Below are 13132 nucleotides of genomic sequence, written 5' to 3'. Positions count from 1 at the left end.
CGCCACGGGTCAGTTGTCGACGTCCTCGTTGAAGTCGTCCGCGCAGGCGTCCCGTTCGCTCTGAGTGTCGGCGTGCCGCACACAGTCGTCGAAGTCCTTGAACTCGTCCGAGTTCAGGATCGACGCGCCGATCGCGATGATCACCACGGAACCGATGACCCCGAGCACGCCCAGCACCGCCCCGAAGATGGACATCGTGCGGCGCGGCGCTCTGCCGCCCCGGGCTCTGCGCGCGCCGATGATGCCGAAGACCAGCGCGAGGATGCCGAGCACCACACCGCCGATGACGGTCCAGAAGAGGACCACGGCCAGGATGCCGAGCACGAGCGCGGCGATCGCCATTCCGTTGCCGCGCCCGGCTCCGGCCCCGGGCTGCGTCGAACCGGCGGGCGTTGCGGGGTGTTCGGGGAAGGACACGTCATCACGCTCATCTCTGTGTGCGTCGCGGGGAGTTGTCGTGAACTGCGACTGCCCCGCCGAGCGTGACGGATGCCTGCCGCCGCATACGGGAGTCGGCGGGCCCGGCCCGGACACCTCTGCCGCCGCATCCCGCCGCCCGACGCGGAAGGTGCGGAGCGTACCGCTGACCTGCGATGTCGGTGCGGTGTCGGCGCCTCCGCCGTCACGGGCCCGCGGGTCGGCGCGGACGGCGCCTGGTCACGCGTCCGGCCGCTGCTGTCCGACGCCACTTCCGAGTACATCGGCGACTCGGTCGTCGAGACCTACCTGATCGACCTGTTCAGCGAGAAGGGCCGGTGGACAAGCGGGTCCGACTTGCCGTAACCGCAAGGTTTCGTGCCAGGCGCGACGTGCCCGGCAAGACTGCCGGCGAGGCACCTCGCCACCGTTCCGCTCTCCTCAGGATGAGACGCACATGATCACTGCACAACGGCCGCTGCCGTGCCGCGCCCTGCGAGCCACGCGCGCACGGGCAACCGTCGTCCTCGCCCTCCTGCTCGCGCTGGCCACCGCGGCCTGTTCCACACCGACACCACGTCAGGACGCTCCCGCCCACGCCGCCGCCACGCAGGACGATCCCCGCTTCGAGGGCACCTTCCGTCACGAGTTCGCCGAGGTCGACGGCGTCCGCATGCACTACGTGACCGGCGGCCGGGGCACACCGGTCGTGCTGATCCACGGCTGGCCGCAGACCTGGTACGGCTGGTGGCCGATCATGCCGGAACTCGCCGAACACCACACCGTCTACGCCGTCGACCTCCCCGGGCTGGGCGACAGCACCGGTTCACCGACCGGCTACGACAAGGCCACGCTGGCCCGCTACGTGCACGAGCTGATCGCCGACCGGCTCGGGGTGGACGACGCCCGCGTCATCGGGCACGACTTCGGCGCGGCGGTCGCGTTCCAGTACGCCAGCCGGTTCCCCGACGACACGGCACGGCTCGGCTACTTCGACCTGCCGCTGCCCGGGCCCGCGGTCGACGCGCCCACCTACCGCTCGCTCAGCTGGCACATCGCCTTCCACTCCCAGCGGAAGGTCCCCGAGGCGGTCGTGGGCGACGATGTCCGCGCGTACCTGTCCCTGTTCTACCCCCAGGTCTCCTACGGCGGCACGGCGTTCGGCGGCACCCGTGAACGGTCCCCGTTCACCGGCGCCGAGGTCGACGAGTACGCACGGACCTACAGCCGCCCCGAGGCCCTGACGGGCGGCTTCGAGCTCTACCGCGCCCTCGACGAGGACGTCCGCGACACCGTGGCGGCGGAACCGGTACGTGCCCCGACCCTGCTCATGACCGCCCAGGGTCAGCTCGACGCGATACGACGCACGGTCGCCCCACGTCTGGGCAACATCGTGCGGGCCGTGGACGTTCCGAAGGCGGGGCACTGGCTCGTGGAGGAGAACCCCCGGTTCGTCACCGCGGAGCTCTTGCGCTTCCTCGACGCGTGACCCACGTCCCCGCACTCGCCTCCACCGACGCACAGGAGTACCGCACGATGCACACGTACGACGTCACCGTGACGACCGGCGCCTCGCCGGAGACCGTGTGGAAGCTGCTGGTCGACGCCTCGAGTTGGCCGCTGTGGTCCAAGGTGGACAGCCTGGACACGGCACGGTCGGCCGGCCTCGACCCGGGCGGCGACGACGCCGTCGGGGCTGTCCGGGCCTTCCGGACGGGACGCACCGTGACCGGCGAAAGGCTGACCGAGAAGGTCGAGGGACGCGTGCTGGCCTACGAGGACGCGTTCAACTCCTCGATGCGCAACTATCGCGCGCGCATCGAGCTGACCCCGGCAGCCGGCGGCTCGGGCACGGCCATTCACTGGTACGGCGAGTACGAGACGAGCCGGCTGCTCGGCTGGTTCATGCCTCGCTACCTCCAGAAGTTCATGCGGGGCATGGCGGAGGGGCTGGCCCGCTACGCCGAGGAGCACTCCGTCTGAAGCGGACGGGCACCGCCCGACTTGATAGGCAAGTGCACGCTTGCCTATCATGACGTGGTGGCCGACGAACTCTTCAAAGCCCTGGGCGACCGCACGCGCCGCATCATCCTCGACGAACTCGTGCAGAAGTCCGGACAGACCCTGTTCGAGATCTGCTCGCGGCTGAGCATGAAGCACCGGCTGGCCATCTCCCGCCAGGGGGTCTCCCAGCACCTCGCCGTGCTCGAGGCCGCCGGGCTCGTGGAGTCCCGGCGCGAGGGCCGCTACAAGTACCACGACCTGAACACCGCGCCACTGCGGCACATCACCGAGCGATGGCCGGTCCCCGGCACGTCCGAACCTAAGGAGAACACCCCATGCGGATCCACCTGACCAGCCTCTTCGTCGACGACCAGGCCAAGGCGCTGGAGTTCTACACCGAGGTGCTCGGCTTCGTGAAGAAGCACGACGTACCGGTCGGCGAACAGGACCGGTGGCTGACCGTCGTCTCCCCCGACGAGCCCGGCGGCACCGAACTCCTGCTGGAGCCCGCGGGCCACCCGGCCGTCAAGCCCTACCGCGACGCTCTCGTCGAGGACGGGATCCCCCTCGCCCAGTTCGCCGTCGCCGACGTGCACGCCGAGTACGCGCGCATGAGCGCCCTCGGCGTCCGCTTCACCCAGGAACCCCTGGAGATGGGCCCGGTCACCACCGCCGTCTTCGACGACACCTGCGGCAACCTGATCCAGATCTCCACCGAGCCGCGGTGACGGCCCGCCGCCGTCGCGCGCCCACCTCGACCGCCCGCGCGGCGGCATGCCGGACGGGGCCCGTGCCGAGCCCTGCAGGCAGGGGCACTCAGGTTCGCCAGTCGGGGGCCAGAACCGCCCAGACCTGCTTGTCGTGACGCACACCCGCGTACGGCCACGCCTCGCGTCGTACGCCTTCCAGGGTCATGCCGAGCCTCTCGGCCACCGCGGCACTGCGGTCGTTGTCCGCCCGGCAGTGCCATTCGGCCCGGTGCAGTCCCCGGACCGTGAAGGCCCAGTCCAGCAACAGGCCGCAGGCCCGCGTGACCAGACCGTGGCCCTCGGCCGACGGCTCCAGCCAGCAGCCGATCTCGCAGGTGCCGAAGGCGGCGTCGAAGGCGGTGAACATCACACCGCCGACCAGCGCTTCCTCCCGCCAGATGCCGTACATGCGGGCACCGTCGCCGGCCTGGCGTGCGGCATACCGCTCAAGGGTGGCCCGCGCTCCCTCCACGTCGTCGGTGACGAACGCGGGTCCGACCCAGGGACGGATGTGTTCCCGCGCCCGGTCCAGATGACCGGCGAACTCCTCGGCGTGCCACACCTCCAGCGGACCGAGGCGGGCAGCGCCACCGAGCGACACCGAGAACATGAGACCTCCCCGTTTGCACAACACGTGTTATGTCAATGTAGCGTGGCGGCATGCCACGCACCAAGGGAGATCACGAGGCCCGGCGGCGGGACGTCTCCGCGGCGGTCTGGCAGGTCATGGCCACCCGCGGTTTCGCCGGCCTGACCCTGCGCGCCGTCGCCGCCGAACTCGGTGCGACCACGGGCCTGCTCACGCACTACTTCCCCACCAAGCGCGCCCTGGTCGAGTACGCCCTCGACCTGCTCGAACAGCGCACCCTCTCCCGCCCCCGCCGCCGTGCGGGCGAGGGCCTGGCCGCCCTCAGGGACGCTCTGCTGGACATCCTGCCGCTGACCCCCGAGACCACCGACGGCAACCGCGTCTGGGTCTCGTCCTGGGACGCCGCGCTCTCCGACCCGGCCCTGGCCACCGACTACGCCCGCAAGTACGCCCAGGGCCGCGAGAGGCTGCGCGTGCGGGTGGCCGCCGCGCAGGAACTCGGTGAACTGCCCCCGAGCGACCCCGCACAGCTCGCGGAGGGCGCGCAGTCCTTCGTGCTCGGACTGGTGGTCCAAGCACTCTTCGACCCGTCGACGTTCCCGCCGGAGCGGCAGGTCGAGCTCCTGGACGGCTACCTGGCCGCCTTGGCCGCCGACACGTAGCAGCCGCGCGAGTCCCGTGTCCGGCACCGTGCCGGACACGGCGTCCCGCGACGACGCCTCACTCGCTCACGGGCCTCAGTGCCTCGATCCGGCGCTGCTGGGCCCCCGTGAGGGCGCGGACCATGAGGGCGCAGGCGAGGGCGGCGCCGACCACGGCAGCGTCCGCCACCAGCAACGGGGTGACATCGGAGTAGGCGCGGGCGATGACGGCGTCGGTCGAGTCGGCGTACATCAGACCCACCCCGCTCAGGGCGCCGATCAGCCACAGACCCCACCACAGGTTCACGCTCCGCGGCAGGCGGGCCTCCGGGTCACCGGCACGGTGGACCTCCGCCACGATGCCGCGGGGCACCCAGAAGTTCGCTATGGGGACGACCCAGCCGAGACAGACCCAGGGCAGGCCATAGCGCAACCGCCGCCCGGAGAGCGCACGCGCGTTGTCGCGGACGCGCAGCAACCAGGCCAGAAAGGCTATGGCGCACAGCACCGTGGCAAGGTCACCACAGGTACTGACGAGATGGTAGGCGTTCTCCAAGGTGGTCAGCGGGCGATGCCGGCCGTCTCCCTGGTCCGGCGGACCCGAGACCGGCCGGCCGGCCACGGCCAGTCGGATCTGCCAGATGCCTCTGGCGGTCCAAGCCGCTCCCGCCACGGCGAGCGCCACGACGACGCAGCGGGAGACTCCCCTGACCGGGCTCAGGGCTGGCGGGTCCATGTCACCGTTCACCCGCCCATCCTGCCTCATGGCAGCCGACGCGGTTCCACCTGCCCTTTCCCATGTCCGCCGGTGGCGCCGAAAGCCGGGAACAGGGACCTGTTCACCCGAGTGGTCAGCCCGCCGTGCCGTCGAGCAGCCGGTTGTAGCGCAGCCGCAGAGCCCGTTCCGTGCCGGCCGACAAGGTGATCAGGGTCAGCACGGCGTTGCCGGTGACCGAAAGGTGTACGGGCGAGGTGAGGGCCCCGACCCGCTCGGCCACCGCGGGTACCGCCGTGATGTGTTCGGCGATCTGCGCGGCCAGGCCGGCCAGCGAGACGACGAGCGCGGTCAGCGAGAGGGCGCCGATCCCGCGGCTCAGCGCGGGGTGCGCACGGTCGAGGTGGGCGCGGCGCCCCTCGGCGGAGTCGCGGTCCGGGACCAGCAGCTGCTCGGTGCCCTTGGTGGTGACGTAGTGGCAGCGCCGCAACCCGAATTTGCTCAGCCGCACCTCGACGGTGCCGCCCGGGACCGGGAAGGCGGCGGGAAGCCTCGACCGGGCGTGGTGCCTGCCGTCGAGGTACAGGTCGGCCTTGGCCTGCGCGGAGGTCTGGTCCTGACCGCGTCTGACGTCCACGGCGTAGACCGCCTGCCCGCCGCCACCGTCCGGCAGCCGGAGATAGAACAGGGAGCGGTAGGGCAGCTGCCACCAGCGGAACCGCCGGAGCGGCCGGCCGTCCCCGGGGGTGATCCGCCGGGCGGCACGACGGTTGCGCATCTCCTCGAACATCTCCGGCTCCTTCGTCACTCGCTCACTTGACCGGTCGCGCCGCGCAGGCGAGGTCCCGCGCAGGTCGTTCTCCGGTGGTCAGGAACGTCGTCGCCGCATCGTTGGCGCAGGCGTTGCGGCCGTACGGATACACACCGTGACCGCCCTGGTCGGCGGTCACCAGCGTGGCCCGCCCGCCGAAGGCCCGCCGCAGTTCCCGGGCGCCGGCGAGCGGGGTGCCCGGGTCGCGCTCGTTCTGCAGCATCAGTACGGTGGACGGGCCCCGGTCGGTGATGCGTACCGGCGGTTCCGTCCGCTTCCGCGGCCAGAACGCGCAGGGGTTGATGCTCGCCGTGGAGCCGCCCAGCATCGGGTACCTGAGCCGGTCGACGACGACGTTGCGCCGGTACGCCCGTATCGTCCTCGGCCAGCGCGAGTCGCCGCAGACCACGGCGAAACGCGAGGCCATGAGGTTCTCCAGGTCCGCGGGCGGCTCGGGGAGCGGCAGTTGCGCGCCCGTGTCGGCCGCCTGCCAGAACTCGGCGAGCCGCGGCATGGAGCCGTCCGTGTAGAGCAGTTCGAAGGTGTGCGCGCGGAACGCGGTCCCGTCGACGTCCTGTTGCGGCTTGGCGTCCAGTCGGTCCGCCAGCTCGAAGAACTTGGCCCTGATCTGCTGCGTCGTGGAGCCCAGGCCGTATTCCGGGTGCGCGACGGCGAACGCGGCGAAGTCGGGGAAGCGGTCCTCCAGCCCGCGGGCGAACAGCCGCATGGCCGTGATGTCGTAGCCGCCGGGCCCCATGTTGCTGTCGAGCACGATCCGGTCGCCGCGCCGCGGGTACAGCGTGGTGTAGACCGCGCCGAGGTAACTTCCGTAGGAGGCCCCGAGGTACGACAGCCTCGGCTCGCCCAGCGCCGTCCGGATGCGGTCCATGTCGCGTGCCGTGTTGGCGGTGGTCGTGTGCGGCAGCATCCACGCCGTCCGCGAGCTGTCGCACTGTTCGGCGATCTTCCGCGCGGGCCCGGCCGCCCGTGTGACGTCGGCCGCGGTGTGCGCGTACGGCGGGAAGTTGCCGCGCCACTGCTGCTCCTGCGTCAGGTCGCAGGTCACCGGCGTACTGTGGCCGACCCCGCGCGGGTCGAAGCCGATGATGTCGTAGGAGTCGAGCACCTTCTGGGGCAGCCCGGAGGCGGCGAGCACGGCCGGGTACAGAAGGCCGGAGCCGCCCGGGCCGCCCGGGTTGGTCAGCAGGACGCCACGCCGCTGTGACGGCTTCTCGCTCGCCAGCCGGGAGACGGCGACCTCGATCCGGCGGCCGTCCGGGTGGCGGTAGTCCAGCGGCACCCGGAGCGTCGCGCACTCCAGGCGGGGAGCGGCGGCACCCTCGGGGCACGGGCCCCACCGCAGGGCGCCCGGCGGTGTCGTCGCGGCCGCCGACGACGACGGCAACGCGGTCACCGCCAACGCGGCGGCGGCGAGAGCGAGGGACAGACTTCTGCGCATGAGGTGTCCTCCTGTGGGGGGCGACCTGGACGTGAACGAGTCTGTTCACCGGACGCGGTCGGCACATCGGCCCGGCGGACCGGCTCCGCCTCCGACCGCGGGAGAGGCACCGGTTAGACCTGGGTCGAAGGCGCATCGGTCCTCGGTCTGATCCGCCGGTCGCACGGTGTGGCGACAATGGCCTGGTGAACAACGACGTTGTGCCGCGGCTCGGGGAGTGGCGGCACGCATGGCGGCTGCTGGTGGCCGCGGTCCTGAGCGTGCCGGTCTGGCTCGCGACCGTCGCGCTGGCGCGGAACGGATCCGGCGAGCCGGGGTCCTGGATCCTCGTCGGTGATCCGCTGGTGGCCCTGGGCTGCCTGACGGTGCTCCGGTGGCGGCGGCGATGGCCCCGCACGGTCGCGGTGACGGTCGCGATCGCCTCGGCCGTGTCGGCGCTCGCCACCGGGGCCGCGCTGTTGGCCCTGTGCTCGGTCGCCACCCGTCGTCGCCCGGTGGAGATCGGGGTCGTCGTCGTGGCCTACGTGGCCGCGTCACAGCTCGCCGGCGGGGTCTATCCGGTGCAGGAGGCGGCCGAGGGGTTGTGGTGGGTCCAGGTCGTGGTGTCGGCGCTGACCGCGGGGATCGCGGTGGCCGCCGGCATGGCGGTCGGGGCACGGCGGGTCGAGGTGCGGTCCCTGCGGGAACGGGCGGAGAGCGCGGAACGGGAGCAGCACGCGCGGGCGGCGCAGGCACGGGCCCTCGAACGCAACCGGATCGCCCGCGAGATGCACGACGTCCTCGCGCACCGCATCTCCCTGGTCGCCATGCAGGCCGGGGTGCTCGACCACCGCGGTGATCTCTCCGCCGACGAGAGCCGGGTCCTGGTCCGCGGTATCGCCGAGGGCTCCCACCAGGCACTGGAAGAGCTGCGGGAGGTCCTCGGCGTGCTCCGGGCCGACCCCGGCAGCCCGGAACCCCCGCAGCCCTCCCTCGACCGCATTCCCGACCTGGTGGCCGACACCCGCGCCTCGGGTCTCGACGTCAGGCTCACCGACGCCGTGGCCGGGACCCCGCCCGACGGCGTCGGACGGACCTGCTACCGGATCGTCCAGGAAGCGCTGACCAACGCCGCCAAGCACGCCCCCGGCGCGGTCGTGCGGGTCACCCTCGGCGGCGCCGCGGGCGGCACCCTCGACATCGGCGTCCGCAACGGCCCGGCCCCGCTGCGCCCCGCACGGCCGCCGGCCTCCGGCTTCGGCCTGCTGGGCCTCGGCGAGCGGATCACCGTCGCCGGCGGCGAACTCGGCCACCGTCCCACATCCGACGGCGGGTACCTTCTCACCGCCCGGCTTCCCTGGCCGGACGGCCCCGCCCACCGCCGCGAAAGGGGCGCATGAATGGACACGCGACGTGATCCCGTACGGGTCGTCATCGTCGACGACGAGCAACTGGTGCGCATGGCCCTGCGGCTCGTCGTCGACGGTGAACCGGACCTGACCGTCGTGGCCGAGGCGGCCGACGGGAACGCCGCTCTCGCCGTGGTGGCCGAGCAGCGGCCCGACGTGGTGCTGATGGACGTACGGATGCCGGGCCGGGACGGTCTGGAGACGACCCGGGAGCTGCTCACCCGGCCGGCGCCGCCGCGGGTGCTGATGCTGACCACCTTCGACTCCGACGACCTGGTGCTCGGGGCGCTGCGCGCCGGAGCGCTCGGCTTCGTCCTCAAGGACACCCCGCCCGCGGGGATCCTCGACGCGGTGCGCACCGTGGCGGAGGGTCACCCGGTCCTGTCCCCGGCGGCCACGGTGCGAGTGATCGCCGCGGCCACGGGCCCGGACTCCTCGCACGTCCGTGGCCGTTTTCGCGAGGACGCGCGCGAGCGGCTGTCCGTATTGACGGAACGGGAGCGGGAGACCGCCCGGGCCATCGCGGACGGACTGGGCAATCCGCAGATCGCCGAGCGGCTGCGCATCACCGTCGCGACGGTCAAGGCCCACACCGGCAGCCTGTTCGCCAAGCTGGGGGTCGAGAACCGGGTGCAGATCGCGCTCCTGGTCCGCGACGCGGAGGACCCTCCGGAGGCGTGACCCGGCGGCCGCCGACGCGGCCCTGTCGGACCCGGCGCGGCGGAGGGTGCCTGCCCGTCCTGTGCCCGTCGGCCTCGCCGGCTCCCCACCTCAGCGCGGTCCGTCGGGGCGCGTGAGGTAGCGCAGGAGCAGGGTGCCCTCCTCGGCGAGTGCGGTGGCCAGGTGCAGGTCGGTGGGCCGGACGAGCGGACTGGTCGCGATCCGGCCGGCGGGGCCTGCCGCCAGCAGGGGGGAGACGGTCAGACGGAGTTCGTCGACCAGACCGGCGCCGGTGAGTGCCCCGAACAGGTGGGGTCCGCCTTCGCAGTCGATGCGCCGCAGTCCCCGCCGGGTGAGGGCCGAGACCGCTGCGGCGAGGTCGACCGTGTCCTCGCCCGCGACGACGACCTCCGCTCCGGCCTCCTGCCAGGCCAGGCGGGTGGGCACGGGTACGGACGCGCAGGTGAGGACGAGGGTGGGGACGCGGGCCCGGGTGATGACGGGTGCGTCGGGGGGCAGGGTCCGGCCGGTGGTCACGACGGCGGTGGGCGGGACGTCGGCCAGGCCGTGGCGGCGTCGGCGGTCGAGGGTGTGCTGGTCGGGGTGGACCCCGCGGAAGCCCTCGACCATGGCGGTGGTGGCGCCGATCAGCAGGACGTCGGCGAGGTCGCTGCCGAGCCGCAGCACCTTGCGGTCGGACGGGGTGGACAGGGGCCTGGCCAGGCCGCCGATCTCCACGGCTCCGTCGGCACTGGCGACGAAGTTGACGGCGAGCCAGCGCTCACGGTCCGGGTAGGTGTAGAGGCGTTCCAGTTCGTCGTCGTCGATGGGGCGGGCCTGTTCGGCGGGCCAGATCAGGTGCATCAGGCGATCCAGGTGGCGGTGCGGGCGGGGGGACGGCTGCCGTTGATGCCTGCGGCCATCTCCACGACGTGCCTGGTGGGCCGGACCTGGTGGGCGCGGAAGACGGCGGCGCCGTCCCGAGCGGCGATGGCGGTGGCCGCCAGGGTGCCGGTCAGCCGGTCCTCCAGTTCCACGTCCAGCATCTCGCCCACGAACGCCTTGTTGGACAGGGCCATCAGGACCGGCCAGCCGGTCTGGGTGAACTCGCGGAGGTTGCGGAGCAGCAGAAGATGGTCGGTGGTGTTCTTGCCGTACCCGGTGGCGTCGATGAGGATGCCGCCGCGCGGTACGCCGGCGGCTTCGGCCCGTTCGGCGAGCTGGACGACGAAGTCACGGACGGCGGCCACCACGTCGGGGTAGCCGGGGCGGAAGGGTTCGGCGCGGGGTGTGCGGCCGCCGGTGTGGGTGCACACGTAGCCGGCGCCGTGGGCGGCGGCCACCTCGATCAGTTCGGGGTCGGCGGCGGCCCAGGCGTCGTTGAGGAGGTCCGCGCCGGCCCGGCAGACGGCGTCGCCGACCTCGTGGCGCCAGGTGTCCACGCTGATCAGGAGATCGGGGTAGCGCTCGCGGGCCCATTCCACCAGCGGGACGATGCGGGCGGCCTCCTCGGCGGCCGTGACTTCCTCACCCGGGCCGGCCGCCACTCCCCCGAGGTCGATCATGTCGGCCCCCTCGGCGACGGCCCGGGCGACGGCGGCCTGGGCCGCCTCGGCGGCGAAGGTGGCGCCTCGGTCGTAGAAGGAGTCCGGTGTGCGGTTGACGATCGCCATCACCAGCGGTCGGTCGCCGGTGATGCGGCGGCCGCGGAATTCGAGCTCGATTGCTGCGGTGTGCATGGGGCGTGTGGCTCCTGTCGCTGGTCGGCCGGGGGTCCTCACCGCCGTGGTGCCGCGTCGCCGGTGGTGAGGGTGTGCGGGTCCGCCTCGGTGAGCCGCTGGGCGGAGACCCGGGCGCGGGTGGCGACCAGGGCCGTGAGCGCGTCGCCGTGGTCCCAGGAGTTGACGTTGAGGGCGGCGGTGACGCGTCCGTCGCGCAGCCAGAAGGCGAGGAACTCGCGGGAGGCGGGCTCGCCCCGCAGGACCAGTTCGTCGCGGGCGGGGTCGGCCAGGCCGCGGTACTCGCAGCCGAGGTCGTACTGGTCGGAGAAGAAGTACGGGTCCGCGTCGTAGGCGTCGTGGCCGCCGAGGAGGTTGCCGGCCACGTGGGCGCCCTGCTCCTTGGCGTTGGCCCAGTGCTCGACGCGTACCCGTCCCTCGTACCGCGGGTGGTCGTGGGCGGCGATGTCACCGGCCGCGTAGACGTCGGGGGCGGAGGTGCGCAGTGCGGCGTCGACGGCGACGCCGCCCGCCGCGAGATCGAGGCCCGCGGCTTGGGCGAGTTCGGTGCGGGGCAGGGCACCGACTCCGACGACGACCACGTCGGCGGGCAGTTCGCCGCCGTCGTCCAGGTGCACCGTCCTGCCGCCGTCGCGGGTGCCGGTCGCCTTGACGCCCAGGCGCAGGGTGACGCCGTGGTCGGCGTGCAGATCGCGGAACACCGCCCCGACGCGGTCGCCGAGGACGTGGCGCAGCGGCAGGGGGGCGGGGTCGAGCATGGTCACGTGGGCGCCGTGGGCGCGGGCCGCGGAGGCGACCTCGCAGCCGACCCAGCCGGCCCCGACGATCACCACGCGGGCTCCGTCGGTCAGCTTCTCCCGCAGGGCCAGGGAGTCGTCGAGGGTGCGCAGCGTGTACACGCCGGGTCCGTCGAACCCGGGCAGGGTGCGCGGGCGGGACCCGGTGGCCAGCAGCAGCCGGTCGTATCCGTGTTCCGCGCCGTCGGCGTCGACGATCAGGTGGTCGGCGGGTCGCACGGCGGTGACGGTGGTGTCGCGGCACAGGGCGATGTCGTGGTCGTCGTAGTAGCCCGCTTCCCGGACCAGGTCCGACGCGTCCCGCTCGCCCAGCAGGACGCCTTTGGACAACGGGGGGAGTTCGTAGGGGTCGTGGCCCTCCTGTCCGAACAGGGTGACGTCGCCGTCGAACCCCTGTTCACGCAGGGCGGCGGCGGCCGAGGCTCCGGCCAGGCCGGCGCCGACGATCACGATCCGCCGGGGCGGGCGCTGCGGTGCGGTCATGACGGCCCTCCGAGTCGCTGTGGTGTGACGTGGGGTTGCCCTGCTACCGCTGGACACCGGTGAGGGCGAGGAACTCCTGCCGGGACGCCGCGTCGTCGCGCAGGGTTCCGAGCATGGTGGAGGTGACCGTCCTCGATCCGGTGGCCTGCACTCCGCGCAGGGTCATGCAGGTGTGTTCGGCTTCGACGACCACCCCGACTCCCCGGGGCCGGAGCTGTTCGGCGAGCCAGTCCGCAGTCTGCTTGGTGAGCCGTTCCTGCACCTGGGGGCGGCAGGCGAAGTGCTCCACCACCCGGGCCAGCTTCGACAGTCCGAGGATCCGCGCGCCGGGCAGGTAGCCGACGTGCGCCACCCCCACGAAGGGCAGCATGTGGTGCTGGCAGACCGAGCGCACGGGGATGTCGCGGGCCAGGACCAGTTCGTCGTACCCCTCGTCGTTGGGGAACGTGGTCATCCGGAAGGGGCGCGGGCTGAGCAGCTCGGCATAGCCGCGGGCCATCCGTCCCGGGGTGTCCCCCACCCCCTCGCCGTCCACCACGACCCCGAGCGCTCGCAGGAACTCCCGCGCGGCCCGCTCGGCGGCCTCCAGGTCGGGTCCGGGGACGTCCTCGATCACCTGCAGTGCGACGGTGGCAGTCATCCCCGCGTCCTCCCTGTATCAACAAGGCATGTTGTTTTTA

At 72.7% G+C, this 13132-nt stretch carries 16 protein-coding genes and 1 pseudogene; 8 read left to right on the top strand and 9 right to left on the bottom strand.

What is annotated here, in order from left to right; translation table 11 throughout:
- Positions 1-9 precede the first annotated feature (9 nt).
- Complete coding sequence (locus BZZ08_RS03845) at positions 10-417, bottom strand: DUF4190 domain-containing protein (protein WP_104630695.1); 408 nt, start codon at positions 415-417, stop codon at positions 10-12.
- A gap of 204 nt (positions 418-621) precedes the next feature.
- Here BZZ08_RS03845 and BZZ08_RS40050 point away from each other — a divergent pair.
- From BZZ08_RS40050 to BZZ08_RS03820, 5 genes and pseudogenes are all read left to right on the top strand, one after another.
- A pseudogene (locus BZZ08_RS40050) lies at positions 622-735 on the top strand (FAD-dependent monooxygenase); the annotation flags it as partial.
- 139 nt (positions 736-874) lie between these two features.
- On the top strand, positions 875-1906 hold the full coding sequence (locus tag BZZ08_RS03835; protein WP_104630693.1) for an alpha/beta fold hydrolase: 1032 nt from the start codon (positions 875-877) through the stop codon (positions 1904-1906).
- Positions 1903-2400, top strand: a complete 498-nt coding sequence (locus tag BZZ08_RS03830; protein ID WP_241965363.1) for an SRPBCC family protein — start codon at positions 1903-1905, stop codon at positions 2398-2400. The genes BZZ08_RS03835 and BZZ08_RS03830 overlap by 4 nt, the downstream gene beginning before the upstream one ends.
- Before the next feature lie 57 nt (positions 2401-2457).
- Entirely contained in the window at positions 2458-2772 is a 315-nt protein-coding gene (locus tag BZZ08_RS03825) for an ArsR/SmtB family transcription factor (protein ID WP_104630692.1), read from the top strand.
- Positions 2757-3149 carry a VOC family protein gene (locus BZZ08_RS03820; protein WP_104630691.1) on the top strand — a complete coding sequence of 131 codons (393 nt, stop codon included), beginning with the start codon at positions 2757-2759 and terminating at the stop codon, positions 3147-3149. The genes BZZ08_RS03825 and BZZ08_RS03820 overlap by 16 nt, the downstream gene beginning before the upstream one ends.
- A gap of 88 nt (positions 3150-3237) precedes the next feature.
- Here BZZ08_RS03820 and BZZ08_RS03815 read toward each other — a convergent pair whose 3' ends face one another.
- Positions 3238-3780, bottom strand: a complete 543-nt coding sequence (locus tag BZZ08_RS03815; RefSeq protein WP_104630690.1) for a GNAT family N-acetyltransferase — start codon at positions 3778-3780, stop codon at positions 3238-3240.
- Positions 3781-3830: 50 nt separating this feature from the next.
- Here BZZ08_RS03815 and BZZ08_RS03810 point away from each other — a divergent pair, with 50 nt between their 5' ends.
- Positions 3831-4421 carry a TetR/AcrR family transcriptional regulator gene (locus BZZ08_RS03810; RefSeq protein WP_104630689.1) on the top strand — a complete coding sequence of 197 codons (591 nt, stop codon included), beginning with the start codon at positions 3831-3833 and terminating at the stop codon, positions 4419-4421.
- Between the two features lie 58 nt (positions 4422-4479).
- Here BZZ08_RS03810 and BZZ08_RS03805 read toward each other — a convergent pair whose 3' ends face one another.
- The 3 genes from BZZ08_RS03805 to BZZ08_RS03795 all read right to left on the bottom strand — a co-directional run bounded on the left by BZZ08_RS03805 (position 4480) and on the right by BZZ08_RS03795 (position 7385).
- Positions 4480-5136: a DUF4328 domain-containing protein gene (locus tag BZZ08_RS03805; RefSeq protein ID WP_104630829.1), complete on the bottom strand. Its 657-nt coding sequence runs from the start codon at positions 5134-5136 to the stop codon at positions 4480-4482.
- A 115-nt stretch (positions 5137-5251) separates the two neighbouring features.
- Positions 5252-5905, bottom strand: coding sequence for a hypothetical protein (locus BZZ08_RS03800; protein ID WP_104630688.1), 654 nt, complete (start codon positions 5903-5905; stop codon positions 5252-5254).
- 22 nt (positions 5906-5927) lie between these two features.
- Entirely contained in the window at positions 5928-7385 is a 1458-nt protein-coding gene (locus tag BZZ08_RS03795) for an alpha/beta hydrolase (protein ID WP_104630687.1), read from the bottom strand.
- 185 nt (positions 7386-7570) lie between these two features.
- Between BZZ08_RS03795 and BZZ08_RS03790 the strand changes: the two genes are divergently transcribed.
- The gene (locus BZZ08_RS03790) at positions 7571-8764 is read left to right on the top strand and encodes a sensor histidine kinase (protein ID WP_446750230.1); all 1194 of its coding nucleotides are present in this window, start codon (positions 7571-7573) and stop codon (positions 8762-8764) included.
- The gene (locus tag BZZ08_RS03785; RefSeq protein ID WP_104630685.1) at positions 8765-9454 is read left to right on the top strand and encodes a response regulator; all 690 of its coding nucleotides are present in this window, start codon (positions 8765-8767) and stop codon (positions 9452-9454) included.
- A gap of 90 nt (positions 9455-9544) precedes the next feature.
- On the opposite strand, the gene BZZ08_RS03780 is transcribed toward BZZ08_RS03785, so the two are convergent.
- From BZZ08_RS03780 to folE, 4 genes are read right to left on the bottom strand one after another with little or no spacing between them, the layout of a single operon-like run.
- Complete coding sequence (locus BZZ08_RS03780; RefSeq protein ID WP_104630684.1) at positions 9545-10297, bottom strand: pyrimidine reductase family protein; 753 nt, start codon at positions 10295-10297, stop codon at positions 9545-9547.
- Positions 10297-11172, bottom strand: a complete 876-nt coding sequence (gene folP, locus BZZ08_RS03775; RefSeq protein ID WP_104630683.1) for a dihydropteroate synthase — start codon at positions 11170-11172, stop codon at positions 10297-10299. Before folP ends, BZZ08_RS03780 begins: the two co-directional genes overlap by 1 nt.
- 38 nt (positions 11173-11210) lie before the next feature.
- Positions 11211-12452 carry an NAD(P)/FAD-dependent oxidoreductase gene (locus BZZ08_RS03770; RefSeq protein WP_104630682.1) on the bottom strand — a complete coding sequence of 414 codons (1242 nt, stop codon included), beginning with the start codon at positions 12450-12452 and terminating at the stop codon, positions 11211-11213.
- Between the two features lie 43 nt (positions 12453-12495).
- Complete coding sequence (gene folE / locus BZZ08_RS03765; RefSeq protein WP_104630681.1) at positions 12496-13092, bottom strand: GTP cyclohydrolase I FolE; 597 nt, start codon at positions 13090-13092, stop codon at positions 12496-12498.
- Positions 13093-13132: the final 40 nt, after the last annotated feature.

The organism is Streptomyces sp. MH60, assembly GCF_002939385.1.
In the GTDB taxonomy this organism is placed as follows: domain Bacteria; phylum Actinomycetota; class Actinomycetes; order Streptomycetales; family Streptomycetaceae; genus Streptomyces.
The sequence above is the reverse complement of the archived record's forward strand: the minus strand, read 5'-3'. Positions and strand labels throughout refer to the sequence as shown.